The sequence below is a fragment of the Curtobacterium sp. MCBA15_007 genome (assembly GCF_001864905.1).
Lineage (GTDB): Bacteria > Actinomycetota > Actinomycetes > Actinomycetales > Microbacteriaceae > Curtobacterium > Curtobacterium poinsettiae.
Genome location: NZ_MJGM01000001.1, coordinates 601,868 through 617,932 on the forward strand (window position 1 = coordinate 601,868; position 16,065 = coordinate 617,932).

The following is a 16,065-nucleotide window of genomic DNA, read 5'->3' on the forward strand; positions in this document are numbered from 1 at the left end:
CGAGAGAAAGAGAGCGTAACCGTGCCGAATACGGAGACCCGGCTTGGGACGGACGTCGCCAGGCGGCGTGTATTTCGGAACCGCACCATCGCCGTGCTCTTGCTCTTCCTCGTCGTTGTCTTCCCGATCTTGGCATTCTTTGTAGCGCCGATCGCTTTGGGCGTGTACGACGATTCTCACCCAATGTCCGTAACTTGCACTGTTGAATCCGCAAAAGCGGGGAGTACTTCGAGTCGTTCCTTGAAGGGCGTCGGGAGTTCGGGCAGTCAAGTTGTCATCGAGACAAAAGGCTGTGGGCGGTTGCTGATCGACTCAGGTATCAACAAGGACAATGTCGATCGGGTGGCCGACGAACTCAAGGCGGGGCAGCGCTACCGATTCATAGTTGGAGAGGGGACCTACCGGTTGCGCTCGGTTCTTCAGTTGGTCAAGGTCGCACCTGATGTGCGCGACTTCAAGGCAACCCAGGAGTAGCGTGCGACGCGGTCTCGACGTTCACGCATGGTCTCTAGGGGTTGGGTCCCCGCACGCGGGTGGCTTCGAGCAGCATCGCGGCGTCCTCATGGCTGCGGCGACGATCGGTGCACTCGGAATCGCCTTGCCCCTCGTGCTCGCTGGTGATCATGCTTTCGCAGCGACGCCGTACTCGGTCCTCGGCGGTCCGTGCCCTCGATGGCGGTGGCCGGACGTGCAAGGCGATGATTTCGGCAGGACCTTACTGAGCGGGGCCATACGCGGCGCTGAAGAGCCGATGTGCGGGTCCCAGCCGCGCACAGAGGCCAGGGTCGGCTGGTGAATTCCACTGAAGATGATCGGGTTGCGTCCAAGCTGCTCCGAAGGAGGAAAAGCAGGGCACCCGTCTGGGGGAATCGAGTGATTGCAGTAGCAATCGTGCTAGGCGTCATCGTGATTCCTCTCCTGGCATTAACGGTCGGACCGACCTGGCTCGGGCGATACGATGATTCTCATCGAATCAAAGTAACCTGCAAAGTTGATTACGCCGAAGCAAACATTGCGTCTTCACGGTCTGCGAAAGGCGCGGGAGGCTCGCGACCGCAGGTGACCTTCCATACAGACTGCGGGAATCTCATCTACGCAGACGGGGTCGATCGATCGAGTATGAAACGAATAGCCGGCTCGGTTGAATCGAACGCGCCGTATCGGTTCGAAGTTGGTGCTGGCTCGTTCAATCTGCGGAAGGGTCTCAAGTTTGTCAAAGTAGCTCCGACGGTTTACGGCTATAGCCAAGTCCGCAAGTAGGGGCGAAAGAGTTCAGTGAAGCACCTAGCTGCTAGCCTCTACGGGATTTCGAACAGGTTTGTGTGGAAGATGAGCTATCGACCGAAGCCAGTGACCTCGCTTTTTCTACTATCCACCTCGACCCCGGACTTCCCAGCGGAGCGGACGCGATGCGGGGATCCATGGCACGTGGAGACACCGAACGTCCGGTTGGCGAAGAAGGCGGCTGGAGGCGATCATTTACTGGTGAGTGCTGCTTCTGATGGCACGTTTCGTCCTGCTCATAAGAGCCCTGCACGTGTCTTTCTTGAGCGGTTGCAGGCCGTCGGACTGTTGTTCTTGATCATCGGCCTCCCGGTGGCCACGTTCGGTTTCGGCCCGTCGATTCTCGGGCGGTACGACGATGGGCACCGCATGAACGTCGTGTGTCGGGTCGATTCGGCAGAGGCGAACATGTCGTCTTCCCGGTCCGCGAAGGGAGCCGGCGGTGCACAACCCCAGGTCACCTTCCACACGAATTGCGGGAATCTCCTCTACCTGGAAGGCGTGGATCGGTCCAGCATGCAGCGAATAGCGTCCGCGGTGGAACCAGGCGAGCGCTACCGATTCACTGTCGGTGCTGGCTCGTTCAGGCTGCGTGCCGGCCTCAAGATCCTGAAGGTAGCGCCGGAGATCTACAGCTACACCGGCGTGCTCGCCTCGGAGACGCCCCGGCGTGGATCGCGTGACAGCCCAAACGACGAGTGAGCCGGAGCGGTGATGTTGAGACGAAGGAGCACACGGGACGAGGTCGTCGTGCTGTGCAACGAGGTGGCCGGATTCCTCTGCCGGATGGGGGCTCGTGAGGCGGAGGGCTTTTACCTCCGCCAGGCCGAGGCACTCCGCGTCGAGGAGGCGTGGCTTGCTCGGCGGCGGATCTACCGAAGGATCTACTCCGCGTCGAACACGGGGGCAGGGGGCATGGGCGACATGTTCGTGGTCACGCCTGACGGCGCGGGCGATGTCCCTGCGACCAAAGCGTTCCAGCGGTCACTCTCCGCGCTGCTGCGGGTGACGCGCACATTCCCGTGATGGACTCGCTGTTCCAGCGCTGAAGGGGCACGGCAGAACATGACCTTGTCGGAATTGCTCAAGCAACTCGACGACCACGCCGTCGAGGACGCCGCGTCGGCTGTGCAAATAGCCGCCGTACGATCTGTCCTCATTGCCGCATTCGAGCAGGCGCCCGACCATCCGGCATACCGCAGCGGGATACAGGGCGCCACCCGCCTTGTTGCCGACACTTGGCCCTACGAGAGCGAGCTGGGGGCGCTGATGCTGGCCTTTTCCGAAGCGGTGCGACGGAAAGTTGGCCCGCACCGTACGACGGACATTGGGGCTGCAGTCGAGTGACCCAGGACTAAACGGCTGCAGCGTCAGCTCCGCGCACAGCAGTGCGGACTCGTCTCACTCCCTGAAGGGCGTCGGCTCGTCGACGTCGCAGGTCGTGCTCGAGACGTCCGACTGCGGAACGCTCGTGCAGAGCTGGGGTGTGAGCCGCGACAACGAGGACGAACTGGCGCGGGACGTCATCGAGGGGGAGCGCTACCGGTTGAACGCCGGCGAGGGTTCCTTCACGATGCGGGCATTCCTGAACACGATCCGCCAGGCCGTGTACGTGAAGAGCTTCGAGCCCGTGCGAACACGGTAGGTCCGTCGGCCCAGTGCAGCAGCAGCGCGCCGCTCAGCGCCCGAAGGCCCCGATGAACTCACCCCACTGCGCGGGCGCCCGCTGCTCGAGCCATGCACAGAGCTCGGGATAGGCGGCGTCGATCGACAGGACGCTGATCACGCCGCGTTGGCCGTTCACCTTGATGTCCAGGCCACCGAACCGGTTGGTGGTGGGCCGGATGCGCTTGATCGCCGCCGGGTCGACGGTCCGCGCGGCACGGAACATCGGCGTCACGACCAGCTGCGAGTCGTACGCCTCGACGCGACGGCGCTTCTGACCGACGCCGAGGTAGACGAACAGGATCCCGAACAGCACCATGCCGACGCCGGCGATGAGCATGCCGATCGCGTCGGGGTCGTCGAGCAGGCTGAGCGTGGCCAGGAAGAAGAACCCGCCGACGACGATGACGACGATCCCGATGATCCGGAGCAGCAGGTAGCTGAACCGGCGAGCACGGACGGTGAAGAGCACGCCGTACGCCTCGTCGCCCACGACGGTGGACGGTGGCCGCTTCCGGTCGTTCTGACGGACGAGCGCGCTGACGGCGGCCGGGATGGTGATCATGGCAATCAGCGCGATGAGCACCGGCGACAGGTTGATGTTCACCGGTCCGCCCCCGTTCGTGCGTTCGTGCGCCGTCGTTCGAAGGGCGTGACGCCCTGGTCCCCCTGGATCATGCGTGCAGAGTATCAGCGCCCTGTGGACAGGTACGAGCACACTCGCGGATGCTCTATGTTGGATTTCAGTAGCGAGCTGTGGCCCGAACGGGGGTGGCTCCCGGGGGAGACCAGCCCGGATCTGACGCCGTTCAGCAACTAGCATCGATGTGCTCGACGATTCTCTTGGGGGGAAGACCGTGATGAACCAGCGTGCCGGGAACACCGGAGCACGACGGACCGGACGACGGATCGCGGGGACGGTCGCCGTCACGGGGATCGCTGCGCTGGTGCTCGCCGGCTGCACCTCCGACGACAAGCCTGTTGCCGACCCTTCGAGGGTCCTGCAGACCGTCGACACGCGCCTCGCCGCGGACGGCTCGATCACCTCGATCTCGGACACCGCGATCTCCGTCGCAGGCAAGGACTCCTCGTCCGCGACGACCGAGCACGACCCCGCGAAGGCGGCGAGTGACCTGCCACTGCGCATCACGACGCAGTACTCGACCAAGAAGAAGACCGGCACGGACCTGGCCGACCTCGACGGGTACTCGGGTCGGGTGTCGATCGACCTGACGATCGAGAACCTCACGGTCACGTCGAAGAACCTGACCTACGACGTCGCCGGCACGTCGCGTTCGACCCCGGCGCTCGTGGGCGCGCCCTTCAGCATCGCGGCGTCGACCGTGCTGACGGGGACTGCCGCCGACCGCGTCGTCACGGACTCGGCCGACTCCGGCTCGTCGACCGACGGTGTCGTGAGCACCAACGAGGACGGCGACGCGGTCGTCCAGTGGGGCCGGTTGCTCGCTCCGCCGACCTCCGGCGCGAGCAGCACGCTGCACCTCGTCGCCGACGTCGAGGACTTCACCGCGCCGACCATCGACGTCGCCGCGCAGCCCGGGCTGTCCACGGACCTGTCCTCCACAGGCGTCGTCAACGCGGCCTTCGGGTCGGACAGTGACTCCGAACTCGCGCTCCAGCGCCGCACGATCGACCTGATCTCGCAGGTGAACGAGGTGTTGGCGCGTGCCGGTGGCACCATCACCGAGGTCCGGTCGAACCTCGAGACGACGTCGGAGACCCTCGGCGTCAGCACGGCCGAGCGCCTCAAGGAGAGCAGCTCCTCCCTGGCCAGCACCATGCAGTCCCTCGCCGGACAGCTCGGCTCACTGAACAGCGACCTCGGCACCACGGTCAAGGCCACGCAGTCGACGGTGTTGCAGCAGCTCCAGCAGACCACCACGAGCCTCGACAGCCTGCTCGGCGACACGTCCGCGACCGCGCCGGCAACGGTGCTCGACGGCAACGGGTGCGCGGCCACGCCGAAGACCCCGTCCGCCGGGGGCAGTGTCTACGGCAACCTCCTCCGCGTCTCGGCGCAGCTCACCGGCTACGCCGATGCCAGCGAGGCGTGCAAGCAGCAGGTCAGTGCGCAGCTGGCGGGAGCGGTCGGCCCGGCGTCGCCGGACGAGACGACGTGTGCCCCTCAGGAGGCCCGTGGATCGTTGACCTGCGCGCTCTGGGATTCGTCGCGTGCGGTGAGCACCTCGCTGATCGGTCTGGTCAGCACCGGGCAGCAGCTCGCCGACCAGCTCGACCCCAAGCTCGCGGACACGGCGATCGAGCAGTCGGACGCCCTGCGCGCCAAGCTCGGCGAGATCGACACCGCCGTGCAGGCCCTCGGCGCCGACGGCACCGGTGAGGTCGCGCGCACCCTGCAGGCGTTGCAGGACCTCCGCGACCAGACCGCTGACGACCTCGGCCCCGTGCGCGACGCCGTCACGACGGTGAACCGGCAGGCAGTCGCAGCGCGCGGGCTGGTGGGCAACGCCGGCGACGGTCTGTTCAGCACCTCGATGCAGGCGCAGAACCTCGAGGTCGCCGACCAGCTCTGCGCCCTCGCGGCGACGGACCAGCTCGACGCCGAGCAGGCCGATGCGCTGCGCGGGTACCTGACCGCCACGCCGTGCCCCGGTGCCGAAGAGGGCACGACGTTGCAGCCGGGTGGACGCTTCAGCACCCCGATGGACCAACGCCTCACGGACCAGGCGAAGCAGTGGGACGCGGTGGTCGCGGCGACCGATATCCGCTCCGAGACCGGCATCGGTGCCGCGGTCACGACGCTGTCCGACGACGTCGACGCGCTCGACGACGGCATCGCCGCGGTCCGCCGGGCGGTGCGCAACGACGGTGGTTCGGTCGAGGGAGCGGCACATGAGCTCCAGGAACTCGTCGAGCAGGCAACGAAGTCGAGCGCTGTGGTCGGCACCCAGCTGACCGCGATCAGCACGCAGCAGACCCAGCTGCAGGACGCGGTCCGCAAGGCCTTCGCCGACGCATCGACGCAGTCCGAGAAGGACGTGCAGAAGATCATCGACCAGCAGGTGCGGCAGGTCAGTGAGACCGCGAAGGGCAGCCGTGACGCCGTCATCTCGGCCTTCGACAAGTCGATCTCCGGGCTCCGGTCCACCTCGGGCGAGGTCACGAAGGACTCGAAGGGCACGATCGACGAGCAGAAGGGCACGCTCGAGCAGGAAGGCTCCGAGCTGGCATCCGCCGTCGACCGTCAGACGGCCTCGAGTCTCGAGCAGATCGCCGCGAGCACGAGCGCCTCGACGCGCGACGTGCAGGGAGCCTCGACGCTGCTGACCGGCGACCTCAACCGGGTGATGCTCGACCTGGGCGACCGCAAGGTCAACGGATCCGGCATCCTCGGCGCGATGGCCACGAGCGCGGCGAAGTCCGACTCCGCCGACTACCAGCTCGCCCTGGCATCGCAGAACGCCGCGGGCTACGCGAACGTCCGCGCCGAGGACGTCGCCGGGATCCTGCTCCAGCAGGAGCAGTTCCGAGCCTCCCTCGACGCCGCGACGACGCTGCCCGCCTTCCAGCTCAAGGTGCCGGCCAGCGCGACCTCGACCACGCTGTACACCTTCCGGATCGGGGCGGACCGATGAGCGACCAGACGATCGACGAGTCCGATGGCACCGAGGCGGGACGTCCGCGTAATCGCCGTCCGCTGGTCATCACCGCCATCGCGGTGCTCCTGGTCGCCGCGGTGGTCGCCGCCGTCCTGACCTTCCGGGCGATCGGCAGCAGCACGCCGGCCGAGGCTGTCCCGGCCACCGTGCCGGTGGAGATCACCGTCAAGCACGTCCCCGACACCACGAAGATCGGCGTCGTCGTCACCCTGGGCGACGGCGAGGGCTCTGAGTGGAACGAGGCGGCACAGGGTGCCCTGGTCGCCGAGCGACGACTGGCGCTCGGCGGGACCGACATCACCCTCGTCACGAAGAACGACGGCGGGACGTCCGCGGGGGCGAAGACCGCGGTGGAGTCCCTGGCGAAGAGCGGCGTCGCGGGCATCGTCGTCGCGTCGTCCGGCAAGCACGTCTCCGGGGCGCTGACGACGGCGGCCGAGAAACACCTCCCGGTGGTGGTGCCCTACGCCTCTGCCGAGAAGGACTCGTGGTCGACCGCGCCGACCGCCGAGTCGATCGGCGCCGCGATGACGACGGCGCTCGGTGACGCGAAGTCGCCGCTCCTGGTGAACCTCGGCGGTGGTGCGCCCGCAGACCTACGAGTGGCGCACGTCCTCGACGGGGACGACACCGCAGACACCGCGGAGCTCGCCGCGACCATCGCCTCGCGGACCGGCGCGACCGACGCAGACGACGACACCGCCGAGGCCGCGGACGCCGACCCGAAGGCCACGCCGGACTCGGACGCTGTCGTCGTCAGCGGGTCCGCGCAACGACAGGGTGCCCTGGTGGCGGCACTGCAGGCCGCAGACGTCACCGTGCCGGTCGTCCTCACCCCGGACGCGACGAGTCCGGCCTTCGGCGCCGCACTCATCGATGCCGGCGGCAGCCTGAGCGGCTCCTTCCGCACCGTCGGGGTGGCCACCGACGACGCACGGGCGCTCTCCTCGGACGCCGAAGGCCGGGCGATGTCCGCGTTCCTCGGTGGGGTCCGGGTGCTCGCCGACGATGCCGACGCCCAGAACCTGACGGGCGACCAGCCGTTCTCGGCGGTGGCCGGAGCAGCGGACGCCCGCAGCCACGATGCCGTCGTCGCCCTGGTCCGCGCGGTCGGCAAGGCCGGCAGCACGGAGCCCTCCGACGTGACCGATGCTCTCGCCGCGCTCGACCTCGACTCTGCGGCGGGCATCGCCGGTCCGGCGCTCGACTTCACGCGGCAGCAGGCGCTCGGTGCGTCCGCGACGGTCTTGGCGGCCTCGGCACAGCCACTCGGACTCCGACCCGACAACGCCGCCGCTGCTGGCTCCGAAGACGCATCCGGCGACGACGCGGCTCAGGCCACCTCGCTGGTGTGGTTCGAGGACTCCACCGCACACTGACCCACCCACGCACTACCCGAGAAGGACACCGCGAGCATGCGCCTGCTGATCGAGCTCGACGACCGACGTGAAGCGGTCGAGGTCGACGGGTGGTCCGGCGCGTCCTCGCTGGGGGAGCTCATCTCGGCGGCGATCGGCGTCGAGCTCGATGCCGAGACGACCCTCGCGGTCGATGGTCACCGCACCAGTGCGGCGACCCCGCTGCGCGACCTCGTCCTGCTCGAGGGGTCCCGCATCGGCCGCGCACCACAGGAGCGACCGCAGACGATCGACGGGTGGAGCGTCACCCTCGCCGGGGGACTCGACGCGGGTCTCGTCGTACCGGTCCCGCGCAGCCGGAAGCTCGTCGTGGGCCGGGCGCCCCAAGCCGACGTCGTGCTGCCCACCGAGAGCGCCTCGTGGGAGCACTGCACGATCGAGCGCGAGGACGACGGGGTCCGCGTGCGTGACGCCGGGTCGACGAACGGCACCGTGATCGCGGGCGAGCGCATCGATGCCGAGGGAGTCCTGCTCACCGGGACCACGAGCGTCATCGTGGGCGGCGCCGTGCTGTTGGTCCGGCCAGCGCTGGACGAGGTCCCCGTGCCGGCCGCGGGCTCGCTGGCCAACCTGACGCCCGCGGCGACCGCGCCGTTCAACCGCCCGCCCCGAGCCGGGCGGAACACCGAGACCGAGACCGTCGACCCACCCGCCAAACGCGAGGTCCCCCAGGCCTCCAAGTTCAGCTGGATCACGGTCGCAGCGCCTCTGGTCCTCGCCGGGGCGATGGTGCTCCTGCTCGGCGACGCACGGTTCGCCCTGTTCGCGCTGCTGTCTCCGGTCACCGCGATCGGCATGTGGTTCGAGCAGAAGCACCGTCGGGCGAAGAACCTGAAGGAGGAGGACACCCGCTTCGCCGAGGCAGTGGAGTCCTTCCGGGGTGAGATCGCCGAGGCCGCAGCGGTCGAGGCCGCCCGTCGGCAGGAACTCGTCCCCGACCCGGCCACCGTCGTCCGCCGGGCCGAGCTCCCCACCACCCTGCTGTGGCAGCGACGCTCCCAGGACACCGACTTCCTGAGCCTGCACGCCGGCACCGGAGACGCACCGTGGCGCCCCGAACTCGATCAGCGGGCCGCGTCGTCCAAGCTCGAGGACGAAGCGAAGGCGGCCATCGCGGACAGTCGCCTGACCGCAGCACCGGTGGTGGCCGACCTGTCCGACGCCGGCGTCGTCGGGATCGTCGGTGACCGCGAGGGAGCACTCGCGCTGGCGCGCAGCCTGCTCGCGCAGGCCACCGTGCACTGCGGTCCCGCCGACCTGACGGTGGGCATCTTCTGTGACGCTGGCCGTGCCGATGACTGGGGGTGGGCCTCCTGGCTGCCGCACGCGCGCGTGGCGGGGAGCAGCACCGGTGCCCGTTGGATGTCGGCGCAGCGCGACCAGAGCGCGGCGATGCTCCGAGGGCTGCGGGAGTCGCTCGACGAGCTACCGACCCCGAACCTGCTCGTCGTGGTCGACTCCGAGGTGCTCACCGAGGGGCGCGATGCGCCCGCCCGCAACCTGCTCGGCGAAGGGCGCACCGTCCCCGGACAGTCGCTCCGTCCCGGTGAGCAGCCACGGCGGGTGAGCGGGATCGTCATCGCGACCAACGAGCAGCAGCTTCCAGCAGCCTGCACGACGATCGTCACGGTCGGTGCCGACGCCGCCGCGACGGTCTACCGGCCGGAGGACCGGACCCGCGTCGAGGACGTCGTGCTCGCCGGACTCAGCGTCGAGACAGCCGAACGGAGCGCCCGCAGCGTGGCGCACTTCGACGATCCCGAACTGCTGGTTCCGGGGGCGTCCTTGCCGTCGCTCGTCCGCCTGCCGGAGCTGCTCGCGGGGGACGACACGGTCCCGCGAACCCAGGCGGCCACGAGCCCCGTCGACACGATCCGAGCGGCGTGGGGCGCCCGCACCGGCTTCTCGACCCCGATCGGGTCCTCGGAGAGCGGCGTCCTCGAGCTCGATCTGGTCCGCGACGGGCCGCACGGTCTGGTCGGTGGCACGACGGGTTCGGGCAAGAGCGAGTTCCTGCGCTCGCTCGTCGCCGGGCTCGCTGCACGCAACGATCCCACCCGCCTCAACTTCCTGCTCGTCGACTTCAAGGGCGGCGCCGCGTTCGCTGCCTGCGAGCGACTGCCGCACACCATCGGCACCATCAGCAACCTGGACGAGCAACTCGCCGACCGTGCGATCCGTGCACTCGAGGCCGAACTCGAGCGTCGTCAGCGGGTGTTCGCCGCAGCCGGCGCGGACATCGACAACCTCGACGCCTACCTGGCGACGATGCCCGACGAACCGATGCCGCGCCTGCTCCTCGTGGTTGACGAGTTCGCGATGCTGGCGAAGGACTTCCCCGACGTCCTCACCTCGCTCGTCGCCGTCGCCGCGGTCGGTCGGACACTCGGCGTCCACATGATCCTCGCCACCCAGCGGCCTGCTGGCGTCGTGAGCGAGGACATCCTGGCGAACACCAACATGCGGGTGGCGCTGCGGGTGCAGAGCCGCGAGGACTCGACCAACGTGATCGGCGTGCCCACCGCCGCGGGTATCGGTCGCCAACAGACCGGTCGCGCGTACGTGAAGCTCGGGCAGGACGACATCACCCCGGTGCAGACCGCGCTCGTCACCGGCCGTGCTCGCGACGAGCGTGCGGAGCAACCGGTGTCCGTCCGACCGACCGACGTCTTCGGCGTGCCCGCTCCGATGCCCGCTCCGGCGCCGACGGCGGCCGACGTCACCGACCTCGACCAGCTCATCGAGGCGATCGCGCAGGCCAACGCCGCCGCCGGGCACGCCCCGCCGCGACCGATCTGGCCCGAGGCCCTCGGCGATCGCGTCGAGCTGGCCGAGCTGGCGCCCGTCGTCGGACCGCTGCGGACCGTGCCCGTCGCCCTGGCCGACGACCCGGACCACCAGCGCCAGGTCACGACCGGGTGGGACCTCGACGAGGGCAACCTCATGCTCATGGGCATCCCCGGCAGCGGGACGAGCACGGCCCTCGCCACCCTCGCCTTGCAGCTCGCCGAGGCGACGAGCCCGGACGACCTCGACCTGCTGGTGCTCGACATGGGTCCAGGCGACCTGGCGCCCCTCGCGCAGCTTCCGCACACGACCGCCTACGTCGGCTCCGGTGCCGGCGCGGGGGAGGTGCAGGCGCGGTTCCTCCGGCACCTGCGCGTCGAGCTCGAGCGACGTCGCGCCACTCCGGGTGGCCGCCGGGCAGTCGTGTTGATCGACGGCCTCGCGGCCCTGCGCGACGAGTACCAGGACTTCGAGGGGCAGCTGCTGCTCGACGCCCTGTACCGCGTCTACGCCGAGGGGCCCGCGCTCGGCATATCGTTCGCCGTCTCGACGACCCGCGCCAAGGCGGTCCCGTCCGCGATGGACGAAGTGACGACCCAGAAGTGGATGTTCCGCCTGGCCGACCCGTACGACTACGCCTCGATCGGCGTCCGCCCGAAGGACGTCCCACCGCCCGTAGCCGGTCGCTTCATCGACTCGATCCTGCGGCTGCAGTCCCACGTGGCGACGCCGGGCGTCCCGCTGGCGCAGGCCGTCGATCGCCTCGTCGAGCGCTGGCCCGGCACGGCTCCGAAGGCGAGTGCGGTCGGTCGGCTGCCCGACGCCGTCCTGGTCGACGAACTCGGTGCGGGTGCGGTGTTCGCGGGGGAACCGTGGCGGATCCCGATCGGGGTCGCCGAGGACGATCTCCGTCCCGCAGCGCTCGAGGTCTACGACGGCGAACACGTGCTCGTTGCGGGTCCAGCCCGGTCGGGCAAGTCGACCGTGCTCCTGGCGCTCGCGGCCCTCGCTCGCGCCGCGGATGGCGTGCGACCGGCGGTCTGGGCGATCTGTGATCGCCGTTCGCCGCTCGCCTCCGGGGACTTCGACCGCATCGCCGTCGGCCCCGACGAGGTCCCGGCTCTGCTGGCCGGGCTGCGGCTCGAGCGTGGACCGGTGCTGCTGTTGATCGACGACGCGGAACGCTTCGATGACGGCGACCAGGCCATCGCGACGCTGCTCGCGACCGAGCGCCCCGGGCTCTGCGTCGTCGCGGCGGGCCGCTCGGCGGACCTCCGATCGCTCTACAGCCACTGGACACGAGCGGTCCGCAAGTCGCGTTGCGGCGTCCTCCTGCAGCCGGACGTCGACTACGACGGCGAGTTGCTCGGCGTCACGCTCCCGCGCCGAGCACCGGTGGCGCTGACCGTGGGTCGCGGCTACGCGTCCTCCGGCGGCGCCGTCCGCCTCGTGCAGACCGCGTCCGCAGGCAGCTGACCGACTGACTGACGGACTGGAGGCCCGTGGCGACGCCGCCACGGGCCTCCACGCTGTCAGCTGGTCGCGCGACCGACGCGCTCAGCCCCGACAGGCCCGCTCAGTCGCGCGTCGTGATCCCGAAGGGCGAGCTCTCGAGGTTCGTGAAGTTCCCCACCGTCGCCCGGACGGTGCACGACGGGGCGACGGAGAGTGCGGTGACCACGAGCCCGTCGGACGACACGGCCAACGCGCCCGAGCAGCCGTCGGCGAACCGGACGCCGGACTCACCGCCGGCCACGTCGACGAGCATCTGCGACGGCCGCCCGCTGCTCGGACTGCGGTAGAGCGGGTTGAGCTCGTCGGCACCGTTCGGCCAGACCGGCACCAGGGTCACCGGCAGCGCCGTCTGGCTGACCGTCCGGTCGGGCGTGCGGACCTCGACGCCCTGCAGCCGCTGGACGGGGTAGGCAGTCCCGCGGACGGCGTCGTCGGTCACGGCTGTGGTGGTCGCCTCGCCGACACCCTCGAGCCAGGTCTGCAGCGCGGCACCGTCCTTGACAGAGAGTGGCACAGAGGCCTCGACCGTGACGTCTCCACCGGCGGGGACCTCGACGCCGGACAGGCTCCACGCACACACCGTGTCCACACCGGTCAGCGACGGCTGGTTGCGCTTCGCCGTGATGCCCTCGCCGGACCAAGTGGCCGCGGGGCAGGAGTCTCCCGACCGAGCACCTGGCAGCACCTCGAGGAACGGTCCGCTGAGGGTGGCCGCCTGCGCCGCGTACGTGATGCGCAGGTCCACGGTGCCCTTCGCCGGGTCGATGGTGGCACGCCGTGTGGTCGCGAGGCCGGTGGGAAGCGGCTGGTCCTGCTGGTAGGCGTTGGCGGCCTGTGCGGTCGCGGAACCGGGCCCCGGCGTCTTCTGGAGAGCTCCGGGCAGCCACACGACGCCACCGACGATCAGTGCGGCGACGAGCACGACGCCGATGCCGCCGAACAGGAGCGCACGGTTGGTCAGCCATTCGGGGCGGGCGAACCGACGCGTCGGTTCGGGCTCGGCGGCCGGTGCGGCGGGCAGCGGCTGCCGCGCCATCGGCCGGATGACGGTCTGCGACCCGGCGGGGCCGAGCTCCGGGGCCGGCCCGACGACCGCTGTGTCGTCCCCGGTGGCGGTGGTCTGGGATCCCGTCGCGTCGTCCCCGGTGGCGGTGGTCTGGGATCCCGTCGCGTCGTCGGGGCGGACCCCACGGACGACGGTCGCCGGACGCTCGACCTCGTCGAACGAGTCCGGGTCGCTGGAAGCGACCAGCGCGGATGCCGAGGCGAGGGACCGTGCGAGCCGACGGAGAGTCCCCGCCGCGTCGGCCGCCGACGGCCGGGCGTTCGGGTCCTTCGCCAGCAGGGCAGACACCGCCGTCCACAACGGGTCCGGCACGTCGAGTGGGGGCGGGTTCGACGTGACGTGCCGGTACGCCACTGCGAAGTCCGTGCCAGGCCCGGCGAACGGCGTGCGACCGGACAGCAGCTCGTAGAGCATGACCCCGGCGCCGTAGACGTCGGCGGCCGGACCCGAGCGGCCGTGGCTGATCGACTCGGGTGCCATGTACTGCGGTGTGCCGAGGAGCCCGGTGGTGGTGCGCTCGCGCTCGGCGACGACGGAAGCGATGCCGAAGTCGCTGACCCGGACGTCGCCGGTCGCGCCGGACTCCCACGGGGCCTGGAGCAACACGTTGTCGGGCTTGACGTCACGGTGGGTGACGTCCTGCTCGTGCGCCGCAGCGAGGGCGTCGAGGGTCTCGGCGGTGATGGTCAGGGCGTCACGCGGAGTGAGCGGCCCGTTCGCCGCGAGCAGGTCGCGGGCGGATCCGCCCGGCACCAGGTCCATGACGATCGCGAGCCGGTCACCCTCGACGACCAGGTCACGGACGCGCACGACGGACGGGTGCTGCAGGGCGAGGAGCACGGAGCGCTCCCGGACGAAGCGCTCGACGATCTGCGGGTCGGCGGCGAGTTCGGCACGCAGGAGCTTCGCTGCGAAGGCCTCACCGGTCGCAGTGTGTTCGACGCGCCAGACCTCACCGGTGGCACCGGTCCCGAGCAGTTCGACCAGTCGGTAGGACGCACCGAGCGGTTCGCCCTGGCCGTACTGCCCTTGACGGTCCTGCGCCACGCGTTCCCCGATTCCCCCGATGGCCGACCCCTCGCCGACCACGCAATGTTACCGGCCGGGCTGCTCCGGCGCCGCGTACTGCACGTCGATCGCGTGCTGCGTGAACCCCGAGCGCCGGTACAGCGCGAGCGCCGGCTCGTTGTCCCCCTCGACGTACAGTGCGGCGGCGCTCAGCCCGCGGCCGTGCAGCCGGGCGGTGCCCGCGCGCATGAGCACACCACCGAGCCGCTGTCCCTGCAGGTCGGGCCGCACGGCGACGGCGTAGAACTCGCCGATGCCGTCCTCGACCTTGAGCCAGCACGACCCGGCGAGCTGCCCGGAGGCATCGCGGAGCAAGAGCAGGTCGTCGCCGGAGAACCAGGCGTCGGCTTCTCGGGCATGCAGGTCGTCCAACGTCATCCGCCCCTGCTCGGGGTGGTGCGCGAAGGCTGCGGCGTTCAGCGCGAGCCAGTCGGTCTCGTCGTCGGTGCCCGGGCGGAACGCCGACAGGCTGAACCCGTCGGGCAGCTCGACGTCGGCGGCGACGTCCACCTCGGAGTCGGCGACGGGCGCCCGGAGCTGCAGCAGCGTGCGGACCGCGCGCCAGCCGAACCGGTCGGCCAGCGCCCGCGCTGCCGGGTGGTCCCCGTGCGCCCAGGCGAGCCGGGGAGCGGCCCCGCCGCCCAGCGCGAGCGCCTGCGTCACCAGGGCGGTGCCGATGCCGCGGCCGCGGGCCTCCTGGGCGACGACCATCTCGAGCTCACCGTCACGGACCACGGCGACCCCGTCGTCGACGGACAGGACGCTCGCGCGCCCGGCGCGGACGTCCACCAGGGTCTGGTCGGAGAACGGCGGGGCCTCGCCGGGGGCGACGAAGGCGCCGAGGTCGGGCAGCACTACTGCCCCATCAGGCGCTCGGCCTCGTCGTCGTAGACGTTGAAGCGGTACCCGACGTTGCGGACGGTGCCGATGAGTGACTCGAGGTCGCCGAGCTTGGCGCGGAGCCGTCGGACGTGCACGTCGACGGTGCGGGTGCCACCGAAGTAGTCGTAGCCCCAGACCTCGCTGAGCAGCTGCTCGCGGGTGAAGACGCGTGACGGGTGGGTGGCGAAGAACCGCAGGAGCTCGAACTCCTTGAACGTCAGGTCGAGCGGCCGACCGCGGACCTTGGCGGAGTAGCTGGCCTCGTCGATGACGACACCGGACGCCTGGATCTTCGAGCTCGTCTGGCCATTCGCGGCACGACCGGCCGACAGGCGGATGCGGGCATCGATCTCGGCGGGGCCGGCGCTCTCGAGCACGACGTCGTCGACGTTCCAGTCGCTGTTCACCGCGGTCAGACCGCCCTCGGTGACGACGAGCACGATCGGCGTGGTCGACCCCGACGATGCGAGGATCTTGCACAGGGCCTTCGCGCTGACCAGGTCGGTGCGGGCGTCCACGAACATCAGGTCGCTCTGCGGGGCGTTGACCAGCTGCGCGGCCTCGGCCGGCACGTGGCGGATCCGGTGGCTCAGGAGGCCCAGGCTCGGCAGGACGTCTCCGGGCGCGGTCGAGGTGAGTACCAGGAGCTGTGCCACAGGACCTCCGGAGGTGGATGACGTCGTGGAGACATCCTAGTGATGCTCGGGAAGGACTCATCCGGCCGGACGGATTGCGCGCC

At 70.0% G+C, this 16,065-nt stretch carries 12 protein-coding genes; 8 read left to right on the forward strand and 4 right to left on the reverse strand.

Features of this window, described 5'->3' with window-relative positions; all coding sequences use genetic code 11:
* Positions 1-93: 93 nt before the first annotated feature.
* The 5 genes from BIU95_RS18105 (at position 94) to BIU95_RS02900 (ending at position 2,929) form a co-directional block, all read left to right on the forward strand.
* Positions 94-474 carry a hypothetical protein gene (locus tag BIU95_RS18105; protein WP_139179603.1) on the forward strand — a complete coding sequence of 127 codons (381 nt, stop codon included), beginning with the start codon at positions 94-96 and terminating at the stop codon, positions 472-474.
* A gap of 954 nt (positions 475-1,428) precedes the next feature.
* Positions 1,429-1,986 (forward strand): hypothetical protein, encoded by a 558-nt coding sequence (locus BIU95_RS02885; protein WP_139179604.1) that lies wholly within the window; start codon positions 1,429-1,431, stop codon positions 1,984-1,986.
* 48 nt (positions 1,987-2,034) lie between these two features.
* Positions 2,035-2,310 carry a hypothetical protein gene (locus tag BIU95_RS02890; RefSeq protein WP_139179605.1) on the forward strand — a complete coding sequence of 92 codons (276 nt, stop codon included), beginning with the start codon at positions 2,035-2,037 and terminating at the stop codon, positions 2,308-2,310.
* A gap of 39 nt (positions 2,311-2,349) precedes the next feature.
* Complete coding sequence (locus BIU95_RS02895; protein WP_071250263.1) at positions 2,350-2,631, forward strand: hypothetical protein; 282 nt, start codon at positions 2,350-2,352, stop codon at positions 2,629-2,631.
* A gap of 94 nt (positions 2,632-2,725) precedes the next feature.
* Entirely contained in the window at positions 2,726-2,929 is a 204-nt protein-coding gene (locus tag BIU95_RS02900) for a hypothetical protein (RefSeq protein WP_071250265.1), read from the forward strand.
* A gap of 33 nt (positions 2,930-2,962) precedes the next feature.
* On the opposite strand, the gene BIU95_RS02905 is transcribed toward BIU95_RS02900, so the two are convergent.
* Positions 2,963-3,556, reverse strand: coding sequence for a hypothetical protein (locus tag BIU95_RS02905; protein ID WP_071250267.1), 594 nt, complete (start codon positions 3,554-3,556; stop codon positions 2,963-2,965).
* A gap of 253 nt (positions 3,557-3,809) precedes the next feature.
* Here BIU95_RS02905 and BIU95_RS02910 point away from each other — a divergent pair, with 253 nt between their 5' ends.
* The 3 genes from BIU95_RS02910 to BIU95_RS02920 are packed head-to-tail and all read left to right on the forward strand — an operon-like array spanning position 3,810 to position 12,271.
* Positions 3,810-6,566: a hypothetical protein gene (locus BIU95_RS02910; protein WP_071250269.1), complete on the forward strand. Its 2,757-nt coding sequence runs from the start codon at positions 3,810-3,812 to the stop codon at positions 6,564-6,566.
* A complete protein-coding gene (locus BIU95_RS02915; protein WP_071250272.1) occupies positions 6,563-7,969 on the forward strand; it encodes a hypothetical protein in 1,407 nt (468 codons plus the stop codon). Before BIU95_RS02910 ends, BIU95_RS02915 begins: the two co-directional genes overlap by 4 nt.
* A 36-nt stretch (positions 7,970-8,005) precedes the next feature.
* Positions 8,006-12,271: an FtsK/SpoIIIE domain-containing protein gene (locus BIU95_RS02920; RefSeq protein WP_071250274.1), complete on the forward strand. Its 4,266-nt coding sequence runs from the start codon at positions 8,006-8,008 to the stop codon at positions 12,269-12,271.
* 100 nt (positions 12,272-12,371) lie between these two features.
* On the opposite strand, the gene BIU95_RS02925 is transcribed toward BIU95_RS02920, so the two are convergent.
* From BIU95_RS02925 to BIU95_RS02935, 3 genes are read right to left on the reverse strand one after another with little or no spacing between them, the layout of a single operon-like run.
* Positions 12,372-14,423 carry a serine/threonine-protein kinase gene (locus tag BIU95_RS02925; protein ID WP_071250416.1) on the reverse strand — a complete coding sequence of 684 codons (2,052 nt, stop codon included), beginning with the start codon at positions 14,421-14,423 and terminating at the stop codon, positions 12,372-12,374.
* A gap of 48 nt (positions 14,424-14,471) precedes the next feature.
* Positions 14,472-15,299 (reverse strand): mycothiol synthase, encoded by an 828-nt coding sequence (mshD, locus tag BIU95_RS02930; protein WP_056071814.1) that lies wholly within the window; start codon positions 15,297-15,299, stop codon positions 14,472-14,474.
* On the reverse strand, positions 15,299-15,982 hold the full coding sequence (locus tag BIU95_RS02935; RefSeq protein ID WP_071250276.1) for a response regulator transcription factor: 684 nt from the start codon (positions 15,980-15,982) through the stop codon (positions 15,299-15,301). Before BIU95_RS02935 ends, mshD begins: the two co-directional genes overlap by 1 nt.
* Positions 15,983-16,065 lie beyond the last annotated feature (83 nt).

Coding starts and splice junctions, on each gene's coding strand:
- BIU95_RS02895 (WP_071250263.1), top strand. CDS start 2,350: ATGACCTTGTCGGAATTGCTCAAGCAACTCGACGACCACGCCGTCGAG.
- BIU95_RS02920 (WP_071250274.1), top strand. CDS start 8,006: ATGCGCCTGCTGATCGAGCTCGACGACCGACGTGAAGCGGTCGAGGTC.
- BIU95_RS02915 (WP_071250272.1), top strand. CDS start 6,563: ATGAGCGACCAGACGATCGACGAGTCCGATGGCACCGAGGCGGGACGT.
- BIU95_RS02910 (WP_071250269.1), top strand. CDS start 3,810: ATGAACCAGCGTGCCGGGAACACCGGAGCACGACGGACCGGACGACGG.